Source organism: Demequina salsinemoris, assembly GCF_000974805.1.
GTDB classification, from domain to species: Bacteria; Actinomycetota; Actinomycetes; order Actinomycetales; family Demequinaceae; genus Demequina; species Demequina salsinemoris.
On sequence record NZ_BBQZ01000004.1, the window covers coordinates 77,898 to 99,123 of the forward strand.

The following is a 21,226-nucleotide window of genomic DNA, read 5'->3' on the forward strand; positions in this document are numbered from 1 at the left end:
ACCGTCACTTCGTGCCAACTTCCGGGACATGCAAGCCATCTCAGCCCCCTGCCCCGGGACCGAGACGGCCCCCGCAACGACTACGCATTGCCGCCAGAGGCTAGACGGCGATTACACGTTGAATCTGAACTCAACCGCATTCCGTGGCCGAACATCGTCTGGGGAGGGAGCCCTTCCCCTTCTCGCCGACCCGCGCTCACGCCACCGCCCCTCGACAAACCGCGCACGCCGCTCGGAGCAGGTCTCGGCAGCACCTAGCCCCAGGTGCCTGCGGCCCTCCGCAAGTGGTCGGCCGCCTGCTTCACGCGATCCCGTAGCTCGGCGGGTTCATCGATCAGCACCTCGCAGCCGAGCGCGGCCAGCACTGGCGGCAGCCAGTCCAGGCTCTCGGCGTGGATCTCGGCTCGGTACCAAGCCGGGACACCGTCGTCCGTGCCGTCGGGGGGCGGCTCCAGCCGTTCCAGTCGGGCAACACTGACGGGCAGGTGCTTCCGGATGTGCTCCTGCGCCGCATTGATGCGCAAGACGACGCGCCACCGGTAGTCCGCCGCAGCGAACCGCTCGGAGAGCGAACTGGCGACGTCGAGGTCTGGCGACGGGTCGAAGGCGCCTGTCAACGGCCGCACAGTGTGGATCCTGTCGACACGGAACGTGCGCTCGTCGTGCCTCGCAGGATCGAACGCGACGAGGTACCACCGCCCTTCGCGGGACCCGATGCCGTAGGGGTGGACGATGCGGCGGGAAGGCGTGCCCGTGCCGTCGACATAGCGAAGCTCGACGACGCGTCGGTGACTGGTCGCCTCCGCCAACGTGAGCATGATCGCCGGGTCAGGGCTGACGTCCCAGGCGCGCAGCGTAGGCATCCCCATCACATCGAGCAGTCCGTCGATTCTTCCGGCTTCGGATATGGGGAGAGCGCGCTTGACCTTGGCCAAAGCCGTCTGCGCTGCAAGGCTCGGCGGGTCAGCCGACGCCTGGGCGGCCGCAAGACCGAGGAAGACGGCGACTGCCTCTTCCCTGCCGAACACCAACGGCAGGACTCGCTGCCCCGCCGCAAGGCGATACCCGCCGTATCGCCCTCGCACGGTTTCCACCGGGACACCTATATCGACTAGACGGGCAACGTCGCGCCTCACGGTGCGCCCGTCAACGCCCAGGCGGCCGGCCAGCTCCGCAACAGTCCGCAGATCAGCGGACTGCAACAGCTCGAGCAGTTCGAGCACCCGCGCGGTCGTATCAGCCACGTCTCTCATCCTCGCACCGATATAGGACAGATTCTGTCCACTATGGCACATACCGTGGTGCTCACAGCGTCGGTCCAGACGCCGCCCCCATCTACGGAAGGCCCCACACATGCAGCTCGCAGCCACCCGGATCTTCACCGACGACGTCGACGACCTCGTCGCCTTCTACGACCAGGCGACGGGTCTCACCTCCGTGCGAATCCACCCTCTGTTCGCGGAACTCCGCACCGGGACCGGAACTCTCGCCATCGCCTCCACCGCCACCGTCGCACTGCTGGGCGACAACGCAGCCGAGGCCCGAGCGAACCGCAGCATCGCACTGGACTTCCTCGTCGACGACGTCGATGCCACCTACGCGCGGCTCAAGGAGACGGCAATCGAGCTCGTCAACGTCCCGACCGACATGCCGTGGGGCAACCGCTCCCTGCTCGTTCGCGACCCCGATGGCAACCTGATCAACTTCTTCACCCCGGTCAGCAAGGACGCTCAGCAGCGATTCCCGCAGCAGAGCTGATCACCGAACCCTCACAGCGCGGGGATGCGGGAGAACGCCGAGTCCGCACCGCGTCCTCGCGCGGGGGAGGCGAAGGCCTCCCCGGAACCACACGTTGAAGCGGAACTCCACCGCGTTCCGTAGTCGAATAACCGCTTGCTGTCCACGGGGTCGCACTGCTTGACTGGACAGCAAACGGTTGTTGTATCAACTTTCCGTTCCACCTGTGCGAGGGGGCAGAGGATGATTCTCGGGATGCTGTTGATGGGATTCTTCGTGATGGCGCTCCTGCCGCCACGATGGCAGTTCTTCCTCACCGTTGCGATCGCAGGCGGGCTCCTGTGGGTCTCGACCTTCTTCATCCCGGAGACCAAAGACACGGGAACGCTGACCTACTCGCAGCTCATACCTTCAGCATTTGGGATCGGTGCCGCCAACGCAGCCGTCGGAGCGGCGTTCGGCTGGGCCGTCGGCTGGAGTGTTCGATGGGGCTTCCACAAGATCCTCATCGCGGTACGCGGCAGGCGCGTCAGGGTCAGCGGCTAGCGTCGCAAGAACCCGCGAACGCGGCCACCTACGGCACGTCCTCGCCGGACTCGACATGCTGGCGCACCGCGTCAGCGAGCGGCGGAAGATAGTTCTCCACCACGTCCCGGATCACGGCGATGTCGACGCCGAAGTACTGGTGAACGAGGATGTTGCGGAACCCGCGGATCTGCGGCCAGGCAATCTCGGGGTGCGCCGCGACTACTTCAGCGGTCAGATGGCTTGCGGCTTCGCCGATGATCTGGAGGTTGCGTTCGATCGCGTCCTCAGCCATATCGATGACGTCGGAGTCACTGCCGTCAAGAACAGCGACATACCGCCGGCACCGCTCGATCGAGTCAAGGATGTCCTCGATCCGCTGCTCGACGCTGCGACTCACAGAGCGACCGCATCCTCGATGGCCGACTGCGAGATCTGCCGCTTCAGCAACTGCGCGGGGAAGACGTCGATATCGTCACGGCCGAACAGCGCCCTGACCTCCTCCATCAGCCCCGAAGCCCGCATAAGGAGGTTGCCGTCCGCGGGGTCCATCTCCACGAGGATGTCGATGTCACTGTCGCCGTGAGCCGTGCCTCGCGCGACAGAACCGAACAGCCGGGGACGAGTCGCCGCATACTTGGCCAGAAGGGCCTCGAACTCCTCGCGGCGCACGTCGATGAGTCCGCGAAGAGCCACGCTCTCCGGAGTCACATCGGTGGCAGACATAGGCCCAGGATAGAGGGCGTCCCCTCGCGGGTCGAGGACGGAGAAGCGTCAGCCGCCCTTCAGCGGCCAGTCGCTGCGGACGCTGTCTCTAGACGGCAGATGTGAGACGGCGACTACTACACGTTGAACCTGAACTCCACCGCGTTCCGTAGCCGAATAACGTCTGGATGTCCGCGCAGCGAACTGACCAAAGGCCCCCGCGCGATGGCGCGGGGGCGCTGGCAGAATTCACACTCCGCCCACGCCATCATCGCTCGGCGACGGACGATCTACCCAGCGGCGACAACGCCTCCATCGGGTGCAATCTCCGCGATGCGCGCGAGGTCAGCGTCGGTGAGGGTGATGTCGGCTGAGGCGGTGTTCTGTGCGACGCGTACGGGATTGCGTGAGCCGGGGATCGGGACGATGTAGTCCTTCCGTGCGAGCAGCCAGGCGATCGCTAGCTGGGCGAGCGTCGCGCCCTTGGCCTCGGCAAGCTCGGTCAGTTGGTCGACGAGGGCGACGTTCGCGTCGTAGTTCTCGGGGGCCCACCACGGGATGTGCTGGCGGAAGTCGTGCGGTCCGTACTCGCTGCGGGGCTTGACCGCGCCGGAGAGGAATCCGCGGGCGAGCGGTGAGTAAGCGACGAAGCCGATGCCGAGCTCTTCGAGAACGGGGAAGAATGCCTCGGACTGGCGGGCGAAGAGCGAGTATTCGGTCTGCACGACCGAGATCGGATGGACCGCGTGGGCTAGGCGCACGTTGTCGGGCGTCGTGTTGGACAGGCCGAGGTACTTGACCTTGCCGGCGTCGACGTATTCCTTCATGACACCGACGACGTCCTCGACGGGGACGGCCGGGTCGTGGACGTGCTGATAGAGCACGTCGATGTGGTCGACGCCGAGGTTGCGCAGGCTGTTGTCGACGACGTTGCGCACGTGGTCGAGCTGCGAGTTCGGGGCGAACGTCGGAGTGAAGCCGAACTTGGTGGCGATGGTGACCTGATCGCGGATGGGCGCGAGCGCGGTCCCGAGCAGCTGCTCGCCGACGCCCCAGCCGTACATCTCGGCCGTGTCGAAGTGCGTGACGCCGAGGTCGTGCGCGGCGCGGATCGCGGCGATGGACTCGGTGTCGTCGGTCGGACCGTAGCCGACTGCTGTGCCCATCGCGCCGTAGCCGATGGCGGAGACGGCGAGGCCCTCGCGGCCGAGGATGCGCTGTTCCATGGAGTGTCCCTTCTCGAATGACTTCACGACAGAATACGCCTAATATGTCAGACTCTGCCACTTCTGGCGCGATATGATGAATCTATGAGCGAGGTCACCAGGCCCGGCGGCACGCGCGCGATCGCGCGCGACGCGGTCCGTGCACGCATCTCCGAGGTCGCGGTGGACCTCTTCGACGAGCACGGTTTCGACAACGTCACCGTCGAGCAGATCGCCGCCACGGTCGGGGTCTCGCCACGAAGCGTGCACCGGTACTTCCCGGCGAAGGAGGACACCGTCATCGGCGATCCCGCCGGGTGGGGCGAGCACGTCCGGGATCAACTCGCGGCACGTCCGTCCGAGGAGCCCATCTGGGATGCGCTGCTCGCGTCCTACGAAGCGCTGCTCGCGACCCCGGGTCGCAGCGAGGTGCAGGGCAGGAAGGCGATGCGCGTCCTCGGCAGCACTCCGGCGCTGCGGGCCAGAAACCTGGAGAAGCACCTGCTGTGGGCACGCCTGCTCGTGCCCGTCGTCGCCGAGCGCCTCGAAGGCGACTATCGAACTCTGCGGGCCGAGACCATCGTCCAGGCCTCCCTTGCCTGCTTCGACATCGCGCTCACCGCGTGGGCAGAAACTGATGCCGCGGACAGCGCAGTCGAACTCCTCCGCCGAAGCTTCGGCGCACTCCAACCCACTGCGTAGGCGTCTCGCGTAGCAGCCGACGCCGCACTTGTCCGACGCGCGTGACCAGCGTGCTCAGCGATCACCTAACAACGCGACACGAGCGTCGGCCTAGGAAGAGCGGCCAGATGTTGAACCGGAACTACACATTAAACCTAAATTCGACCACGTCGCCGTCGACCATCACGTAGTCCTTGCCCTCCATGCGGACCCAGCCCTTGGCCTTCGCCTCGGCCATCGAGCCGGCCTCGACCAGGTGGTCGAACGAGACGACCTCGGCCTTGATGAAGCCCTTCTCGAAGTCCGTGTGGATGACTCCGGCAGCCTGCGGCGCGGTCCAGCCCTTGTGGATGGTCCACGCGCGGGCCTCCTTGGGGCCGGCGGTGAGGTAGGTCTGCAGGCCGAGCGTGTCGAAGCCGATGCGTGCGAGCTGGTCCAGGCCCGACTCCGTCTGACCTGTCGACTCGAGCATCTCCTTCGCCTCGGCCTCGTCGAGCTCGATGAGCTCCGACTCGAACTTGGCGTCCATGAAGATCGCCTTGGCGGGCGCGACGAGCGCCTCGAGCTCGGCCTTCTTGTCCTCGTCCAGGAGGCCCGCATCGTCCGTGTTGAAGACGAAGATGAACGGCTTGGTGGTGAGGAGGTTGAGCTCCTTGAGCTGCGCAAGATCCAGTCCGGCGACGGGGCCGCCCGCGAAGAGCGTCTGGCCCGCCTCGAGGATCTCCTTGGCCTCGAGCACCGCGTTCAGGAAGTCGGCGGACGCCTTCTTGGCGCGCACCTCCTTCTCAAGGCGCGGGACGACCTTCTCGATCGTCTGGAGGTCGGCGAGGATCAGCTCGGTCGAGATGGTCTCCAGGTCGCCGGCCTCATCGGTCGAGCCCTCGACGCGGGTCACGTCGGTGTCGGCGAACGCGCGCGTCACCTGGCAGATCGCGTCGGCCTCGCGGATGTTCGCGAGGAACGCGTTACCCAGGCCCTCGCCCTCGGACGCGCCCTTCACGATGCCCGCGATGTCGACGAACGACACCGTCGCGGGCAGCTCGCGCTCCGAGTGGAAAATCTCGGCGAGCTTGCCGAGCCGCTCGTCCGGCAGCGAGACGACACCGACGTTGGGCTCGATCGTCGCGAACGGGTAGTTCGCCGCGAGCACCCCCGCGCGGGTCAGAGCGTTGAAGAGGGTGGACTTGCCGACGTTGGGCAGTCCGACGATTCCGATAGTAAGAGCCACGGGCAAGCATTCTACCGGCGTACGCACGCACGCCGGGTGGCGGGGGTCCCGCATCATCCATTCCCCTCGCCCGTGAGCCGACCTATCCTGGCGGCATGACGTTCGAGGAGATCTTCGCCCCCGGCCTGGGCCGCGCGAAGGAGGAGATGGAGCGGGAGAAGATGCTCCCCGCTCCCCCGCCCGTCGCGGGCGCACCGCCGCCTCCCCCGCCGCCCGACGGAGTGGAGATCCCGGATCTCGACAACCTGGAGCCGTTCGAGGAGTGAGTGCTGTGGCCCAGAGACGACGAGGGCGGGACCGGTTGAACCGGCCCCGCCCTCGTGGCGTCTCAGCTGAGCGTCAGACGCCCCACTCGATCCCGGCGCCCGGGATCGCGTCGAGCAGACGCTGCGTGTACGGCTGCTTCGCGGACTCGAAGATCTCGTCCGTGGTGCCGGACTCGACGATCTTGCCCTGCTCCATCACCGCGACGTTGTCGGCGATGACGCGCACCACCGCGAGGTCGTGCGTGATGAACAGGTAGCTCAGCCCGAGCTCGGCCTGCAGGTCCGCCAGGAGCTGGAGGATCTGCGCCTGGACGAGCACGTCGAGCGCGGAGACCGCCTCGTCGAGCACGACCACGTCCGGCTTGAGCGCCAGGGCGCGCGATCGCCACGCGCTGACGCTGACCGCCGGACAGCTCGTTCGGGTAGCGGCCGGCAAGCTCCTCAGGCAGCGACACCTGATCGAGGAGCTCGAGCACGCGCGCGCGACGAGCGGCCTTGTCGCCGACCTTGTGCACCTTCATCGGCTCGGCGATGGTCGCGCCGATCGAGCGCTGCGGGTCGAGAGACGAGTACGGGTCCTGGAACACCGGCTGCATGCGCGCACGCAGGTTGAACAGGTCCTTGCGCGACACGTTCGTCATGTTCGTGCCGCCCACGACGATGTCGCCGGCGGTCGGGACCTCGAGGCCGAGGATCATCTTCGCCGCGGTGGACTTGCCCGAGCCGGACTCGCCGACGAGAGCGAGCGTCGTCCCCTTCGGGATGTCGAAGCTGATCTCATCGACCGCCCGGAAGGTCTCCGACTTGAAGCCGCCCTTGCGGATCTGGAACTCCTTGGTGAGGTTCTTCACCGAGATGATCGGGGCCGCGTCCTGGTCCACCTTCTCCGCACGCTGCTCGGCCATCTGCGCCACGTCGAACTTGTCGGCGCCGACGCCAGCCTCAGCGACCGCGGAGCTCGACTCGATCCGGCGCGAGGCCAGCGACGGCGCGGCGGCGATGAGCCGCTGCGTGTACGGGTGCTGAGGGTTGGTCAGCAGGTCGCGGCTCGGACCGGACTCGACGATGCGGCCCTGATGCATCACGATGACCTTGCTGGCGCGCTCCGCGGCCAGGCCCAGGTCGTGCGTGATGAGCAGGACTGCGGTGCCCTTCTCGTGCGTGAGCGACTCGATGTGATCGAGGATCACCTTCTGCACGGTCACGTCGAGCGCCGACGTCGGCTCGTCCGCGATGAGCAGCTTCGGGTCCGCGCCCAAGCCGATTCCGATGAGCACACGCTGGCGCATGCCTCCCGAGAACTGGTGCGGGAACTGGCTCATGCGACGCTCGGCGTCGGCGAGGCCGGCCTGCTGGAGAACCTCGACCGCGCGGGCCTCGATCTCCTTCTTGCCGGTGGCCACGCCGTTGGCACGGATCGCCTCGCGGACCTGGAAGCCCACCGACCACACGGGGTTGAGGTTGGACATCGGGTCCTGCGGCACGTAGCCGATGACTCCACCACGGATGGCGGCCATCTGCTTCTCGTCGTGGTCGACGATGTCGGTGCCCTCGACGAGCACCTTGCCGCCGGTGATGTCACCGTTGCCGGGCAGCAGCTTCATCAGCGCGGTCGCGGTGGTCGACTTGCCCGAGCCGGACTCGCCGACGATCGCGACGGTCTCACCCGGGTAGATGTCGAACGAGACGCCGCGCACGGCGTTGACGATGCCGTTCTGGGTCTGGAAGCCGACCTCCAGATCGTGCACCGAGATGAGCGGCTGGTCCTCGCCGACGACCGGCGCGGCACCGTTGGTGTCTGTCACAGGAGTGGTCTCCGTCATCGTCGAGCCCTCGCCTTCGGGTCCAGGGCGTCGCGGATGAGCTCACCGAGGAAGGTGAACGCGAGCACGGTCAGGGTCAGCGCTAGCGACGGCCAGAACAGCGCCGACGGGTTGGTGCGCAGCGTCTGCTGGGCCTGCGCGATCTCATTGCCCCACGAGAAGTACCCGTTGAGACCGATGCCGAGCAGCGACAGCGTCGCCTCCGCGGTGATGGCACCACCGAGCGACAGGGTGAGCGCCACGATGACGGGCCCCATCGAGTTCGGCAGGACGTGCCTCAGCAGCGTCGACCCGCGGGAACGGCCCACGGCCTCCGAGGCCATGACGTACTCGAGGTTCTTGTTCCTCAGCACCTCGGCACGCACGATGCGCGCCAGCGACGCCCACGCGAAGCCACCGATCGCGAAGGAGATCGTGAGCGGATTGCGCCAGTCGGACATGACGGACATGACCACGACAGCCGCGAGGAAGTAGGGGATCGAGAAGAAGACGTCGCCGATGCGCGACAGGATCGAGTCGACACGACCGCCGTAGTAGCCGGCGATCGCCCCCATCGGGATCCCGATCGCGGCGGTGATCGCCACGACGAGCAGGCCGACCGTGAGGGAGGTCTTCGCGCCGTAGACGATGCGCGCCCAGACGTCGTAGCCCAGCTTGGTGAAGCCGAGCGGGTGTCCCTCGGTGGCCGCGCCGTTGCTGCGCGAGAGGTCGCCATACGAGGGATCGGCGTTGGTGAACCACTCAGGGAAGAGCGCCAGGATGAGCACGGAGAACGAGAGGACGAGCGCGACGTAGAACAGCGGCCGCTTGCGCAGGTCGCGCCACGCGTCGATCCACATGTTGGACTTGCGCTTGGCCAGCTTGACCTGGTCGACGTCGCCGGGCTGGGTCTCGTCGACGGGCGCGACGTAGTGTGCGTTGCGATCAGACATAGCGGATCCTAGGGTCGAGCACGGCGTACAGCAGGTCCACCAGGATGTTCACGACGATGTACATCACCGTGAGGATCGTCACGAACGAGACGACGGTGGAGTTCTCTCCGCGAAGGATTGCGTCGTAGAGCACCTTGCCGATACCGGGAATGTTGAAGATTCCCTCAGTCACCGTCGTGCCGGCGATCAGCGCGCCGAAGCTGGCGGCCGAGTTCGTGATCACGGGGATGAGGGAGTTGCGAGCCACGTGGACGGGCACGACGCGCTTGCTCGTGAGGCCCTTGGCGTACGCGGTGCGCACGTAGTCGCCTTCGCGAGCCTCGATCACCGAGCCTCGCATCAGGCGCATCCCGACGACGTAGATCGTCAGCGCGATGGTCACGCCCGGCAGCAGGAGCGCACCCCAGGTGGCGTTGGCGCCCACGGTCACGGGTGCGAGCCCCCATTTGATGCCGACGAAGTACTGCGCGACGAAGAGTGCGACGAACGGCGGCACCGAGTTGAGGACGAGGGCGAACACGAGCGAGGCGTGGTCAGCGAACTTTCCCTTGCGCAGACCCGAGAGGAGCCCGAAGCCGACGGAGAGCAGGAACTCCGTGACGACCGCGATGGTCACGAGTTTCAAGGTCACGGGGAATGCCCGGACGAACACCTCGTTGACGGACTGTCCCGAGAAGGTGACGCCCATGTCGCCGGTGAAGAAGCCCTGCAGGTAGAGCAGGTACTGCACGAAGAACGGCTGATCGAGGTTGTACTGCTCTCGCACGGCCTGAAGGACCGCGTCGCTCGGGGTCCGGTCGCCGAACAGGGCGAGGACCGGGTCTCCCGGCATGGAGAAGACCATGAAGTAGATCAGGAACGTCGTCCCGAAGAAGACGGGGATGGCCTGGAGGAGGCGTCTGAGCACATATCGCGTCATGCGCGAGCTCCTGGGGCAGGGTTCGGTGAAAACATAGGGTGCCGATTCTAGTGTGAACGGACGCGTGCTCGACACGCGCTGTCAGCGAGCGTACTCGCAGACGCTCCGGGGACGCGAAACGAAGCGTCCCTCACGCAAGCGCTGCGAGCCGGCCGCCGCCGGGGCACGGCGGCCTGAACTTCCTGCTAGATCAGGGGAACGCGCACAGAAACCAAGGGGCGCATCGTCCCTGTGCCCGGGACCGGGCACGCAGAGGGGCCCGCTCCGCCAGAAGGCGGAACGGGCCCGTCCGCGATGATCGCCTAGCTGCTTACGCGGCCTTGGTGATCTGGTAGAACAGCGGGACCGAGTGCCAGTCGAAGACGACGTTCTCGACGCCCTCCGCGTAGCCACCGGTCACGTTGGAGTACCACAGCGGGATCGCCGGGAGGTCCTGGAACAGGACCTCCTGCGCCTCCTGGAACTTCTCGATGGCGGTCGCCGAGTCGGCGGCCTGCTTGCCCTCGTCGATCAGCGAGTCGAACTCCTCCGACGAGTAGTCGCCATCGTTCGAGCCGGCGTTCGTGTAGTAGAGCGGGCCGAGGAAGTTCTCGAGCGACGGGTAGTCCGCCTGCCAGCCGGTACGGAACGCAGCGGTGATCGTGCGGTTCGTGATGTCGGTGCGGAACTCCGCGAACGTCGCGTAGGGCAGGCCCTCCGCGTCGATGCCGAGGGTGTTCTTGATCGAGTTGACGACCGCGTCGACCCAGGTCTGGTGACCGCCGTCGGCGTTGTAGGCGAGCTGGAAGGTGCCCGTCCACGGCTCGATGGCGTCGGCCTCGGCCCACAGCTCAGCGGCCTTCTCGGGGTCGTAGGTCAGGACCTCGGAGCCCTCGAGGGAGTCCGACCAGCCGTCGATGACGGGCGAGGTGAAGTCCGACGCGGGGGTGCGGGTGCCCTCGAAGAGGACGTCCGTGATCTCGTCGCGGTTGATCGCGTAGGACAGGGCCTGGCGGCGCAGGAGGCCGGCCTCGCCCTGGAAGCGCTCGTCGCTCGAGGGGATCGTGAAGGACTGGAAGATCGCGGCGGCCTGGTTGACCGCGCGGTCGCCCAGGTCGTCCTCGAAGGTCGCGAAGTTCGCGTCCGGGATGCCGTCGATCACGTCGACGTTGCCGGCGAGAAGGTCGGCGTAGGCGGCGTCCTGCGAGGCGTAGAACGTGATCTTCAGACCACCGTTCTGCGCGACACGGTCACCGGCGTAGTCCGGGTTCACCGCGAGCTCGATCTGGACGTCGTGCTGCCAGTCGTCAGCGGACGCCAGCATGTAGGTGCCGTTGCCGACAGGCGCCGAGCCGAAGGCCTCGGGGTCGTCGAAGAACGAGTCGGGCAGCGGGTAGAAGGCCGAGTAGCCCAGCGCCAGCGGGAACTCCGAGTTCGGAGCGGCGAGCGTGATGGTGAACGTGTAGTCGTCCACGACCTCGAGGCCGGACATCTCCGGGTTCGAGGCGCCCTCGTCGGTGTTGTAGCCGTCGAAGCCCTCGATCTGCTCGAAGAAGTAGCTGTTGAGCGCGGTCGCGGCGTTCGCCGGGTCGGCGCCCCAGTTCCACGCGTCCACGAAGTTGTGGGCGAGAACCTCGGTGCCGTCGGTGAAGGTCCAACCCTCCTTCAGCGTGACGGTGAAGGTCTGGTTGTCGTCGGTCTCGATGGACTCGGCGACCTCGTTGTGGGTCGCGCCGTCGCCGTCGTAGTAGACCAGGCCCGCGAAGATCGCGTCGATGATCTTGCCGCCACCGGTCTCGTTCGTGGCGACCGGGATCAGCGGGTTGCCAGGCTCGGAGCCGTTGGTCGAGATAACTGCCGTGCTCGCGCCGCTGTCTGCGGACGACGACGCCGACGACTCGGTGTCGCCGCCGCTCGAGCAGGCGGTCAGGGCGAGCATGGCCACACCGATGGTGGCGATGCTGCCAAGAACAGCCTTCTTGGAATTCACTGGTTCCTCCTATGCGTCCGGTCTCCCGGACCCTGGATGGTGGCCCGCACGGTTCCGTGTGCGAACACTGTTTCGTCGGGCAGCACAGCCCGGACGGTGCCAAACAGGGTAGGCGGGGAAATGTTGCGTTCTTGTTGCCCAGCGTCCAATGACCAGCGATTGTGCCCAAAACGTAATGCAATTCGGAGGATTCCTCCCTCGAAGGTCGCCATGCGCCGGATTCCGACGCTCCACGTGAGGAATCCCGCGCCGTGTCAGACCCCCATGCGAGGGTGTGCCCCATGACAGATGCTCTCCTGATCGGCCTCGGCGTCATGCTCGGCGCCCTCATCGGCTTCCTCGCGGCGCGGTCGCAGGCCGCCGCGTCGCTCGGCCACGCGCGAGCGGGCCTCGAGGCGGCCAATCGCAGGCTCGAGGACCAGCGCGTGGCGCACGAGTCGTACGTCGCCCAGGTGCGCACGGATCACGAGACCCTGCAGCGGGAGTTCCAGGCGCTCTCCGCGCAGTCGCTGCGCGAGTCGCAGGAGACGCTCCTGCGGGTCGCGCAGGAACGGCTCGCGCGCGACCGGACCGTGGCGGACGCCGAGCTCGCCAAGCGCGAGCACGCGATCAGGGGACTCGTGGAGCCCATGGCGAAGGCGCTCGACGAGGTCAAGCGGCAGACCTCGGAAGCGGATCGCGCGAGGGCCGAGTCCCAGGCGCAGCTCACCCAGCAGGTCCGTCACATGCTCGACGCGTCAGCGCAGCTGGGCCGGCAGACCGAGAGCCTCCGCAGCGCGCTGCGCCGCCCCGAGGTCAGGGGCCGCTGGGGCGAGCTCCACCTGCGGCGCGTGGTCGAGGTCGCGGGGCTCGTCAACGGCGTCGACTTCACGGAGCAGGAGTCGGGAACCACTGGCGAAGGCAACCGCCTGCGCCCTGACATGATCGTCACCCTCGCGGGCGGGCGACGCATCGTCGTCGACGCGAAGACCCCGCTCGACGCGCTGCTCGACATCGACGCGGACCCCGACAACGCCGAGGAGCACGCGGCGCGGCACGTGCGCAACGTGCGCCAGCGCGTGAAGGAGCTGAGCTCGAAGGCGTACCGCGAGCAGTTCGGCTCCGACATCGACTTCTCCGTGCTGTTCCTGCCCGCCGAGTCGTTCCTGCAGGTCGCGACCGAGCAGGACCCGCAGCTGCTGACGGACGCCTACGAGAGCGGCGTCGTGATCGCGACTCCGACCGTGCTGGTCGCGATACTGCGCACCGTCGCGCACACCTGGAAGGCCGAGGCCCTCGCGAAGAACGCGCAGGAGGTCCTCGACACGGGACAGGAGCTGTACAAGCGGCTCGCCACGATGGGCGACCACCTCGCGCGTGTCGGCAAGGCGATCGACCAGGCGGGAGAGGCCTACAACAAGACCATCGGGTCGATGGAGCGCCAGGTCCTGCCGCAGGCCCGGCGCTTCGCGTCGCTGCAGCAGATCGACCGGGAGATCGAGACCCGCGAGGTCGAGACGTCGGTCAGGGCGATCAACGCGCCCGAGCTGCTCGAGCCGACATTCGAGGACGAGCAGGCGCGCTGACCCCGGTGCCGACGGGACCGGTCAGGACCGCGCGGCGGCCTCCTTGGCCTTGAGGTCGGCCCGGATCTCACGCGGCAGCGAGAACATGAGGTCCTCGGTCGCCGTCCGCACCTCCTCGACGGTCTCGTAGCCGCGACGCGCAAGCGCGTCGAGCACGTCGCGCACGAGGATCTCAGGCACGGAGGCCCCCGAGGTCACGCCGACGGTCGCGACGCCCTCGAACCAGGCATCCTCCAGCTCGGCCGCGCGGTCGATGCGATACGACGACCTCGCCCCACCCTGCAGCGCGACCTCGACCAGGCGCACCGAGTTGGACGAGTTCGCCGACCCGACCACGATCACGAGATCCGCCTGCGGGGCGATCTTCTTGACCGCGACCTGACGGTTCTGCGTGGCGTAGCAGATGTCGTCGCTCGGCGGATCCTGCAGGTTCGGGAACTTGTCGCGCAGGCGACGAACGGTCTCCATCGTCTCGTCCACGGACAGCGTCGTCTGAGACAGCCACACGACGTTGTCGGGGTCGGGAACCTCAAGCCCCTCGACCTCCTCGGGCGAGTTCACGATGATCGTGTGCTCGGGAGCCTCGCCCGCCGTGCCCTCGACCTCCTCGTGGCCCTCGTGGCCGATCAGCAGGATGGTCTGGTCGTCACGAGCGAAGCGCACCGCCTCCTTGTGCACCTTCGACACGAGCGGACACGTCGCGTCGATCGTCAGCAGGTTGCGTGCGGCCGCGGACTCACGGACCGCGGGCGAGACGCCGTGAGCGGAGAACACGACATGCTCGCCCTCCGGCACCTCATCGGTGTCGTCCACAAAGATCGCGCCACGCTCGCTGAGCGTCTCCACGACGTACTTGTTGTGGACGATCTCCTTGCGGACGTAGACGGGCGAGCCGTGCAGCTCGAGCGCCTTCTCGACGGCGATGACCGCGCGGTCGACGCCGGCGCAGTAGCCTCGCGGCGCGGCGAGCAGGACCTTCTTCGCGGGTGTTGCAGGCATGTACCTCATCCTAGGTGGCAGGCTGGAATCCGTGAGCGACGCGGACGGCTTCCCTGGGGACAACGAACCGGAGCCCGTCATGCTCCCCGGTACGGCGGCCGAGACGAGCCCCGAGCGGCCCTGGCCGGTGCGCCACCTCTCCCCCAAGATCGGCGAGTACGTCTCCCGCATGTCGCCCGTCTGGGTCGAGGGCCAGGTCCTCGGCGTGAAGCGCTGGCGCGATCTCGTGTTCCTCACGCTGCGCGACACCGACGAGAACATGTCGCTCGGCGCGACCCTTCCCGCGAAGGCCGTCGAGGAGCTCGGGACCCCGCTCGAGGACGGCGCGAGGATCGTCGTCCACGCGAAGCCTCAATGGTGGACCAAGTCCGGCTCGCTCCAGATGCGCGGCCGCGAGGTCCGTGCCGTGGGCCTCGGCGACCTGCTCGCGCGGCTCGAGATGCTCAAGACCGCCCTCGCCGAGGAGGGGCTGTTCTCCCCCGACCGCAAGGTGCCGCTGCCGTTCGTCCCCCACGTGGTCGGGCTCGTATGCGCGACGCAGGGCGACGCCGAGCATGACGTGGTCGAGAACGCCCAGCGACGCTGGCCCGCCGTGAGCTTCGAGATCCGCCGCGTCACGGTCCAGGGCCCCCGCGCGGTGCCCGAGGTCGTCGCCGCGATGCGCGAGCTCGACGCGCGCGACGAGGTCGACGTCATCGTCGTCGCGCGCGGCGGCGGCGCGTTCGAGGACCTGCTGCCGTTCAGCGACGAGGAGATGGTCCGCGCCGCCTCGCGCATCGTCACCCCGCTCGTCAGCGCGATCGGGCATGAGAAGGACTCGCCCCTGCTGGACCTCGTCGCCGACTACCGAGCCTCGACGCCCACGGACGCCGGCAAGCGCATCGTCCCCGACGCCGCCCAGGAGCGTCAGGGCGTGCACCGCGCCCTCGCGACGATGCGGGGCTCGCTCCTCGCGCGCGTGGAACGCGAGGAGCGCGGGCTCTCGACCTTCCGCACCCGCCCCGTGATGGCGCACCCGGCACGGATGCTCGACCCGCACCGCGCGCGGCTCGACACGCTCCACCACGCGTGCGGGCGCGCGCTCGTCGACATCCTCAGCACGGCCGACGCCCGCGCGCGCGAGCTCTCCGCGAGCCTGCGCGCGCTCAGCCCGCAGTCGACGCTCGACCGCGGCTACGCCGTGGTGCGCGACGCCGAAGGACAGGTCGTGCGCGACGCGTCAGTCCTCGATCCGGGCGACCAGGTGCTCGTCAGGGTCGCCCAGGGCGCGTTCATCGCCGAGGTCGAGGCCCTCGAGGGCGAGGACCCCGACCTGTACTGACGGCCTGCTCGCCCACCCTGCTCCCGCATCGTCCACGTCCTCGCCCACCCTGCTCCCGCATCGTCCCTGCCGCACGCGCTAACGTGGGCGTGTGCCGAACAACGACGACGTCGCCACCCTGGGCTACGAGGACGCGCGCGACGAGCTGATCGCGATCGTGGCCCGGCTCGAGGCCGGCGAGACCACCTTGGACGAGTCCCTGGGGCTGTGGGAACGCGGCGAGGCGCTCGCCGCCCGCTGCCAGGACCTGCTGGACGGAGCCCGCGAGCGCATCGCAGAGGTGCGCGGCGACGACATGGCCGACGCGGGCGTGGTCGGCGTGGTCCCCGCAGACGAGGACGACGCGTGAGCGACCACGCGCTCGTGATCGGCGAGGCGCTCGTCGACGCGGTCCACTCCGCCGACGGCACCATCACGCGCCACCCCGGAGGCTCGCCCGCGAACGTCGCCCTCGGCCTCGCGAGGCTCGAACGTGACGCGGAGCTCCTGACCTGGCTCGGGGACGATGCGGACGGCGCGCTCGTGCGTGACCACCTCAGGTCCTCGGGAGTGACGCTCAGCCCCGGCTCCCTCGACGCGGAGGCGACGTCGGTCGCGACCGCGACGCTCGACGCCTCAGGCGCCGCGACCTATGAGTTCTCCCTGGTGTGGGACCTGGCCGCCAACCCCATGCCGCGGCTGTCCCCCACGATCGTGCACACCGGGTCGATCGCGGCGGTGCTCGAGCCCGGCGCATCGGCGGTCCTCAGCACGGTCGAGTCCGCCCGTGACACCGCGACCATCACCTACGACCCGAACGCCCGCCCGTCGCTCATGGGCGACCCGGCCGAGGCCCGCATCGCGGTCGAGCGCATGGTGCGGCTGGCGGACGTCGTCAAGGCCTCGGACGAGGACGTCGCGTGGCTCGCCCCCGGCGAGGAGATCGCGGACGTGGCCGAGGCGTGGCTCGCGCTCGGCGCGGCGCTCGTGATCGTCACCCGTGGATCCGAGGGCGCGACGGCATGGAGCACGGAAGGCGAGGTCGACGTGCGAGCCCCGCGCGTCGACGTGGCCGACACCGTCGGCGCCGGCGACTCCTTCATGGCGGGCCTGATCGACGGGCTGTGGTCCGAGGGCGTGCTCGGCGCCAAGCACCGCGGCGCGCTCCAGTCGATGGACCTCGACACCGTGAGCGCGATCCTGGAGCGTTGCGTGAGCATCGCCGCCGTCACGTGCTCGCGCCCCGGCGCCAACCCGCCGACCAGGGACGAGCTCGACGGCTGACGCATCGTCCGTCCGCGCCGCATCGTCCCTCCACCACGCATCGTCCCTCCACCACGCTTCTCCCCTTCTCTTCGCAACCCCCGACCGCAGGCCCACATCGACGTGGACCACTGACAGAATGGGCGCCATGACAACGGAGTTCAGGATCGAGCACGACACCATGGGCGAGGTGCGGGTGCCCGCCGACGCCCTGTACCGCGCGCAGACGCAGCGCGCCGTCGAGAACTTCCCCATCTCGGGGGTGACGCTCGAGCGGCGCCACATCGAGGCGCTCGCGCGCGTCAAGAAGGCCGCCGCCCGCGCCAACGCGGAGCTCGGCGTGCTGGACGCGGACATCGCGGACGCGATCGTCGCCGCGGCCGAGGAGGTCGCCGCGGGCGCGCACGACGCGCACTTCCCCGTCGACGTGTTCCAGACAGGCTCGGGCACGTCATCCAACATGAACACCAACGAGGTCATCGCGACGCTCGCCACCCGCGCGCTCGGTCGCGAGGTGCACCCCAACGACCACGTCAACGCCTCGCAGTCCTCCAACGACGTGTTCCCCACGTCGGTGCACGTCGCCGCCTCGGCGGCCCTGGTCCAGGACCTCGTGCCGGCGCTCGAGCGCCTCGCGACCTCGCTCGAGGCCAAGGCCGTGGAGTTCGCGTCGGTGGTCAAGTCCGGCCGCACCCACCTCATGGACGCGACGCCCGTGACGCTCGGCCAGGAGTTCGGCGGCTACGCGGCCGCGATCCGGCTCGGCATCGAGCGCCTGCTGGTCGCGCTGCCCCGCGTCGCGGAGGTGCCGCTCGGAGGCACCGCGGTCGGCACGGGCATCAACACGCCTGACGGCTTCCCGCAGCGCGTCATCGCGCTGCTCGCGGCGGACACCCAGCTCCCCATCACCGAGGCCCGCAACCACTTCGAGGCGCAGTCCGCGCGCGACTCGCTCGTCGAGCTCTCCGGCGTGCTGCGCACCATCGCCGTGAGCCTGACCAAGATCTGCAACGACCTACGCTGGATGGGCTCGGGTCCCAACACCGGGCTCGGCGAGATCGCGCTGCCCGACCTGCAGCCGGGCTCGTCGATCATGCCCGGCAAGGTCAACCCCGTCGTCCCCGAGGCCGTGCTCATGGTGTGCGCGCGCGTGGTCGGGAACGATGCGACGGTCGCGTGGGCGGGAGCGTCCGGCGCGTTCGAGCTCAACGTCCAGATCCCGGTGATGGCGCTCGGCACGCTCGAGTCGATGCGACTCATGGGCAACGCCGTGCGCGTGCTCGCGGAGCGCACCGTCGACGGCATCGTCGCGAACGAGGACCGCGCGCGCTTCCTCGCCGAGGCCAGCCCCAGCATCGTCACTCCGCTGAACCGCGTGATCGGCTACGAGAGCGCGGCGAAGATCGCCAAGCACTCCGTGAAGCAGGGCATGACGGTGCGCGAGGCGACGATCGACCTCGGGTTCGTCGAGCGCGGCGAGATCTCGCTCGAGCAGCTGGACGCGCTCCTCGATGTCGCGACCATGACCGGGCGGGCCTGACCCGACGACAGAACCCCTGCTCAACGCCCATTCTTCGGAGCGCGAGGGACTATGGTCCCAGCGCAGGGTAAAGTTGGGCCATCACCACGCGCAGCCGCGGGTCGTCGGACTGCGGGAAGCAATCGCACCACGACGCGGTTGCACCCTGCAGGAGGTATACACATGTCAAAGACCCGTGTGCTCATTCTTGGAGGCGGCTACGTCGGCCTCTACACCGCGCTGACCCTCAAGAAGAAGGCGCGCGGCAAGGTCGACATCACCCTGATCGACCGCCGCCCGTACATGACCTACGCGCCGTTCCTCCCCGAGGCCGGCGCCGGCTCGATCGAGGCCCGCCACGCCGTCGTCCCGCTGCGCCGCACCCTCAAGGGCGTCCGCGTGCTGCAGGGCAAGGTCACCGGCATCAGCCACCAGGACCGTCGCGTGACCGCCGAGACCGACCTCGGCGAGAACCTCAACCTCGACTACGACGAGCTCGTCGTCGCGCTGGGCGCCGTGTCGCGCACCTTCCCGACCCCGGGCCTCGCCGAGAACGCGATCGGCTTCAAGTTCGTCGAGGAGGCGGCCGCCGTGCGCAACCGCATCCTCAACCGCATCGCGCGCGCCGCGACCACCTCGAACCCCGAGCTGCGCAAGCGCCTGCTCTCGTTCGTCTTCGTGGGCGGCGGCTTCGCCGGCATCGAGGCGTTCTCCGAGACCGAGGACATGGCCAAGGCCGCGCTGCGCTACTACCCCGAGCTCTCCCCCGAGGACCTCAACTTCGTCATGGTCGAGGCCGCGCCGCACATCCTGCCGGAGATGGGCCCGGACATGGGCGTCTACGCGAAGGACCAGCTCGAGGAGCGCGGCATGCGCGTCCTCCTGCAGACCACCCTCGACAGCTGCGTCGACGGCCACGTCGAGCTCTCGAACGGCGAGAAGTTCGACGCCGACACCATCGTGTGGACCGCCGGCGTGAAGCCCGCCCCCGTGATGTCGTCCTCCGACCTCCCGCTCGGCCCGCGCGGCCACATGAGCTCGTCTCCCACGCTGCAGGTCGTGGACCAGGACGGCCACGTCGTCGACGGCGTGTGGGCCGCGGGCGACTGCGCCCAGGTCCCGAACCTCGTCGAGGGCGAGGGCGACTGGTGCGCCCCGAGCGCCCAGCACGCCGTGCGCCAGGCCCGCCACATGGGCGCGAACATCGCCGCGAAGATCGCGGGCGGTGAGCTCAAGGAGTACAAGCACAAGCACCTCGGCATGGTCGCCTCGCTCGGCCTCAACAAGGGCGTCGCCGTGATCATGGGTGTCAAGATGCGCGGCTGGCCCGCCTGGATGATGCACCGCACGTACCACCTGTCGCAGATCCCGACCGTGAACCGCAAGCTGCGCGTCACGCTCGACTGGACCATCGCGCTGCTGTTCCGCCGCGACATGGTCTCGCTGAGCCGCGTCGAGGTCCCGCGCCGCGCCTTCGAGGAGGCCGCGCGCGGCTGATCGGCTGCCGCTGCCGCACCGACTTCAAGGGCGGGGAACCTTCGGGTTCCCCGCCCTTCGTCGTCCCTCGCGGGAGTCCCCGCCGGCCCCCTCACGAGCCGCGCCCGTTCCCTTGCCTCGTCACTCCCTCGGCCGCGACCCTCACCTGCCTCGGCTCGCCGTCCGCACGTGGTGCACACACTTCGCACTGCAGGTCGCGTGTCGCATCGCTCCCGCGGGCCGACACGCCGGGTGCATTCCCAGGTGTGTGCAGGACGTGCGGCGGCGGGGAGGCTGGCGACGGCATAGGGACGATGCGACGGCAGGGTCAGCTCGCGGCGTGCGGCCCTGGCTGGCACAGCGCGATACGGTCGCTTTGACGACAGTCATGCATCCGACACCCGCGATCAGAGGCCCTCATGAGCACCATCACCATCTTCGGAGCCACCGGCTACGCCGGCGGCCACATCGCGGCCATCGCGGCGGAGCGCGGGCATGACGTGGTCGCCGTCTCCCGCCACGCCACGCGCGAGGCGGTGCCTGACGCCACGGAGGTGCGGAGCCTGTCGATCCACGACTCGGCCCAGGTCGCGGGGCTGATCGCCGACTCCGACGTCGTGGTCATCGCGTTGAAGGCGTCCGCGGAGGATGACGAGGGCCGCCGACTGATCGACGCGCTGCCGCATGTCCTGGAGAGCGCGGCTGCGGCTGGAACCCGCATCGGCGTGGTCGGAGGCGCAGGAAGCCTGCACGAGTCAGCGGACGGCCCCCTGCTCATGGACACCGCCGACTTCCCCGCGGCCGTGCTTCCGGAGTCGCGCGCGCACAAGGATGTGCTCGATCTGCTGCGCACCGACTCGCGCGGGGCGTCCTGGTTCTACGTGAGCCCCGCGCAGCTCTTCGGCGCTCACTTCCCGGGCGAGCGCACGGGACACTATCGACTCGGCGACGACGTCCTCGTGCGCGACGAGGCGGGCAGGTCCGCCATCTCGGGCGCGGACCTCGCGATCGCGATCGTCGACGAGATCGACTCCCCCCGCCATCACGACGTGAGGTTCACGGTCGGCTACTGAGGGTCCGCACGCGTCACGGGCGCTTGGACGGCGGCCGAGCT

At 68.5% G+C, this 21,226-nt stretch carries 20 protein-coding genes and 1 pseudogene; 11 read left to right on the forward strand and 10 right to left on the reverse strand.

Annotated features, from left to right (window positions below):
- Positions 1 to 254: 254 nt before the first annotated feature.
- Positions 255 to 1,244: a helix-turn-helix transcriptional regulator gene (locus AOP78_RS09070; protein WP_201774770.1), complete on the reverse strand. Its 990-nt coding sequence runs from the start codon at positions 1,242 to 1,244 to the stop codon at positions 255 to 257.
- Between the two features lie 109 nt (positions 1,245 to 1,353).
- Here AOP78_RS09070 and AOP78_RS09075 point away from each other — a divergent pair, with 109 nt between their 5' ends.
- On the forward strand, positions 1,354 to 1,758 hold the full coding sequence (locus AOP78_RS09075) for a VOC family protein (RefSeq protein WP_062203471.1): 405 nt from the start codon (positions 1,354 to 1,356) through the stop codon (positions 1,756 to 1,758).
- 234 nt (positions 1,759 to 1,992) lie between these two features.
- Positions 1,993 to 2,283, forward strand: a complete 291-nt coding sequence (locus AOP78_RS09080) for a hypothetical protein (protein ID WP_062203473.1) — start codon at positions 1,993 to 1,995, stop codon at positions 2,281 to 2,283.
- A 28-nt stretch (positions 2,284 to 2,311) separates the two neighbouring features.
- On the opposite strand, the gene AOP78_RS09085 is transcribed toward AOP78_RS09080, so the two are convergent.
- The 3 genes from AOP78_RS09085 to AOP78_RS09095 form a co-directional block, all read right to left on the reverse strand.
- Positions 2,312 to 2,662 (reverse strand): HepT-like ribonuclease domain-containing protein, encoded by a 351-nt coding sequence (locus AOP78_RS09085; RefSeq protein ID WP_062203474.1) that lies wholly within the window; start codon positions 2,660 to 2,662, stop codon positions 2,312 to 2,314.
- Entirely contained in the window at positions 2,659 to 2,988 is a 330-nt protein-coding gene (locus AOP78_RS09090; RefSeq protein WP_062203476.1) for a nucleotidyltransferase family protein, read from the reverse strand. The genes AOP78_RS09085 and AOP78_RS09090 overlap by 4 nt, the downstream gene beginning before the upstream one ends.
- Before the next feature lie 269 nt (positions 2,989 to 3,257).
- Positions 3,258 to 4,193 carry an aldo/keto reductase gene (locus AOP78_RS09095; RefSeq protein WP_062203478.1) on the reverse strand — a complete coding sequence of 312 codons (936 nt, stop codon included), beginning with the start codon at positions 4,191 to 4,193 and terminating at the stop codon, positions 3,258 to 3,260.
- Between the two features lie 84 nt (positions 4,194 to 4,277).
- Here AOP78_RS09095 and AOP78_RS09100 point away from each other — a divergent pair, with 84 nt between their 5' ends.
- Positions 4,278 to 4,874: a TetR family transcriptional regulator gene (locus AOP78_RS09100; RefSeq protein WP_062203480.1), complete on the forward strand. Its 597-nt coding sequence runs from the start codon at positions 4,278 to 4,280 to the stop codon at positions 4,872 to 4,874.
- 121 nt (positions 4,875 to 4,995) lie between these two features.
- Here AOP78_RS09100 and ychF read toward each other — a convergent pair whose 3' ends face one another.
- The gene (gene ychF / locus AOP78_RS09105; RefSeq protein WP_062203482.1) at positions 4,996 to 6,081 is read right to left on the reverse strand and encodes a redox-regulated ATPase YchF; all 1,086 of its coding nucleotides are present in this window, start codon (positions 6,079 to 6,081) and stop codon (positions 4,996 to 4,998) included.
- A 95-nt stretch (positions 6,082 to 6,176) separates the two neighbouring features.
- Here ychF and AOP78_RS15235 point away from each other — a divergent pair, with 95 nt between their 5' ends.
- Positions 6,177 to 6,347 carry a hypothetical protein gene (locus AOP78_RS15235; RefSeq protein WP_160297615.1) on the forward strand — a complete coding sequence of 57 codons (171 nt, stop codon included), beginning with the start codon at positions 6,177 to 6,179 and terminating at the stop codon, positions 6,345 to 6,347.
- Positions 6,348 to 6,420: 73 nt separating this feature from the next.
- Here the strand turns inward: AOP78_RS15235 and AOP78_RS09110 are convergent.
- The 4 genes and pseudogenes from AOP78_RS09110 to AOP78_RS09125 form a co-directional block, all read right to left on the reverse strand.
- Positions 6,421 to 8,170, reverse strand: a pseudogene (locus AOP78_RS09110) (ABC transporter ATP-binding protein).
- On the reverse strand, positions 8,167 to 9,102 hold the full coding sequence (locus tag AOP78_RS09115) for an ABC transporter permease (RefSeq protein ID WP_062203484.1): 936 nt from the start codon (positions 9,100 to 9,102) through the stop codon (positions 8,167 to 8,169). The pseudogene AOP78_RS09110 and the gene AOP78_RS09115 overlap by 4 nt, the downstream one beginning before the upstream one ends.
- Entirely contained in the window at positions 9,095 to 10,021 is a 927-nt protein-coding gene (locus AOP78_RS09120; RefSeq protein ID WP_062203486.1) for an ABC transporter permease, read from the reverse strand. Before AOP78_RS09120 ends, AOP78_RS09115 begins: the two co-directional genes overlap by 8 nt.
- A 310-nt stretch (positions 10,022 to 10,331) precedes the next feature.
- The gene (locus tag AOP78_RS09125; protein ID WP_369401085.1) at positions 10,332 to 11,990 is read right to left on the reverse strand and encodes a peptide ABC transporter substrate-binding protein; all 1,659 of its coding nucleotides are present in this window, start codon (positions 11,988 to 11,990) and stop codon (positions 10,332 to 10,334) included.
- 281 nt (positions 11,991 to 12,271) lie between these two features.
- On the opposite strand from AOP78_RS09125, the gene AOP78_RS09130 reads away from it, so the two are divergent.
- Positions 12,272 to 13,555, forward strand: a complete 1,284-nt coding sequence (locus AOP78_RS09130) for a DNA recombination protein RmuC (protein ID WP_062203488.1) — start codon at positions 12,272 to 12,274, stop codon at positions 13,553 to 13,555.
- A 21-nt stretch (positions 13,556 to 13,576) separates the two neighbouring features.
- Here the strand turns inward: AOP78_RS09130 and AOP78_RS09135 are convergent, their stop codons facing one another.
- The gene (locus tag AOP78_RS09135; protein ID WP_062203490.1) at positions 13,577 to 14,563 is read right to left on the reverse strand and encodes a 4-hydroxy-3-methylbut-2-enyl diphosphate reductase; all 987 of its coding nucleotides are present in this window, start codon (positions 14,561 to 14,563) and stop codon (positions 13,577 to 13,579) included.
- A gap of 22 nt (positions 14,564 to 14,585) precedes the next feature.
- Between AOP78_RS09135 and xseA the strand changes: the two genes are divergently transcribed.
- The 6 genes from xseA to AOP78_RS09165 all read left to right on the forward strand — a co-directional run bounded on the left by xseA (position 14,586) and on the right by AOP78_RS09165 (position 21,185).
- Entirely contained in the window at positions 14,586 to 15,875 is a 1,290-nt protein-coding gene (xseA, locus tag AOP78_RS09140; RefSeq protein WP_236685348.1) for an exodeoxyribonuclease VII large subunit, read from the forward strand.
- A 91-nt stretch (positions 15,876 to 15,966) separates the two neighbouring features.
- Positions 15,967 to 16,224, forward strand: coding sequence for an exodeoxyribonuclease VII small subunit (locus AOP78_RS09145; RefSeq protein WP_062203492.1), 258 nt, complete (start codon positions 15,967 to 15,969; stop codon positions 16,222 to 16,224).
- A complete protein-coding gene (locus AOP78_RS09150; protein ID WP_062203494.1) occupies positions 16,221 to 17,138 on the forward strand; it encodes a carbohydrate kinase family protein in 918 nt (305 codons plus the stop codon). The genes AOP78_RS09145 and AOP78_RS09150 overlap by 4 nt, the downstream gene beginning before the upstream one ends.
- 127 nt (positions 17,139 to 17,265) lie before the next feature.
- Positions 17,266 to 18,657: a class II fumarate hydratase gene (locus AOP78_RS09155; RefSeq protein WP_236685349.1), complete on the forward strand. Its 1,392-nt coding sequence runs from the start codon at positions 17,266 to 17,268 to the stop codon at positions 18,655 to 18,657.
- 162 nt (positions 18,658 to 18,819) lie between these two features.
- Entirely contained in the window at positions 18,820 to 20,133 is a 1,314-nt protein-coding gene (locus tag AOP78_RS09160) for an NAD(P)/FAD-dependent oxidoreductase (protein ID WP_062203498.1), read from the forward strand.
- Between the two features lie 398 nt (positions 20,134 to 20,531).
- Positions 20,532 to 21,185: an NAD(P)-dependent oxidoreductase gene (locus tag AOP78_RS09165; protein WP_062203500.1), complete on the forward strand. Its 654-nt coding sequence runs from the start codon at positions 20,532 to 20,534 to the stop codon at positions 21,183 to 21,185.
- Positions 21,186 to 21,226: the final 41 nt, after the last annotated feature.

Coding starts and splice junctions, on each gene's coding strand:
- AOP78_RS09075 (WP_062203471.1), top strand. CDS start 1,354: ATGCAGCTCGCAGCCACCCGGATCTTCACCGACGACGTCGACGACCTC.
- AOP78_RS09080 (WP_062203473.1), top strand. CDS start 1,993: ATGCTGTTGATGGGATTCTTCGTGATGGCGCTCCTGCCGCCACGATGG.
- AOP78_RS09090 (WP_062203476.1), bottom strand. CDS start 2,988: ATGTCTGCCACCGATGTGACTCCGGAGAGCGTGGCTCTTCGCGGACTC.
- AOP78_RS09095 (WP_062203478.1), bottom strand. CDS start 4,193: ATGGAACAGCGCATCCTCGGCCGCGAGGGCCTCGCCGTCTCCGCCATC.
- AOP78_RS09100 (WP_062203480.1), top strand. CDS start 4,278: ATGAGCGAGGTCACCAGGCCCGGCGGCACGCGCGCGATCGCGCGCGAC.
- AOP78_RS15235 (WP_160297615.1), top strand. CDS start 6,177: ATGACGTTCGAGGAGATCTTCGCCCCCGGCCTGGGCCGCGCGAAGGAG.
- AOP78_RS09115 (WP_062203484.1), bottom strand. CDS start 9,102: ATGTCTGATCGCAACGCACACTACGTCGCGCCCGTCGACGAGACCCAG.
- AOP78_RS09120 (WP_062203486.1), bottom strand. CDS start 10,021: ATGACGCGATATGTGCTCAGACGCCTCCTCCAGGCCATCCCCGTCTTC.
- AOP78_RS09130 (WP_062203488.1), top strand. CDS start 12,272: ATGACAGATGCTCTCCTGATCGGCCTCGGCGTCATGCTCGGCGCCCTC.
- AOP78_RS09135 (WP_062203490.1), bottom strand. CDS start 14,563: ATGAGGTACATGCCTGCAACACCCGCGAAGAAGGTCCTGCTCGCCGCG.
- AOP78_RS09155 (WP_236685349.1), top strand. CDS start 17,266: ATGACAACGGAGTTCAGGATCGAGCACGACACCATGGGCGAGGTGCGG.
- AOP78_RS09160 (WP_062203498.1), top strand. CDS start 18,820: ATGTCAAAGACCCGTGTGCTCATTCTTGGAGGCGGCTACGTCGGCCTC.
- AOP78_RS09165 (WP_062203500.1), top strand. CDS start 20,532: ATGAGCACCATCACCATCTTCGGAGCCACCGGCTACGCCGGCGGCCAC.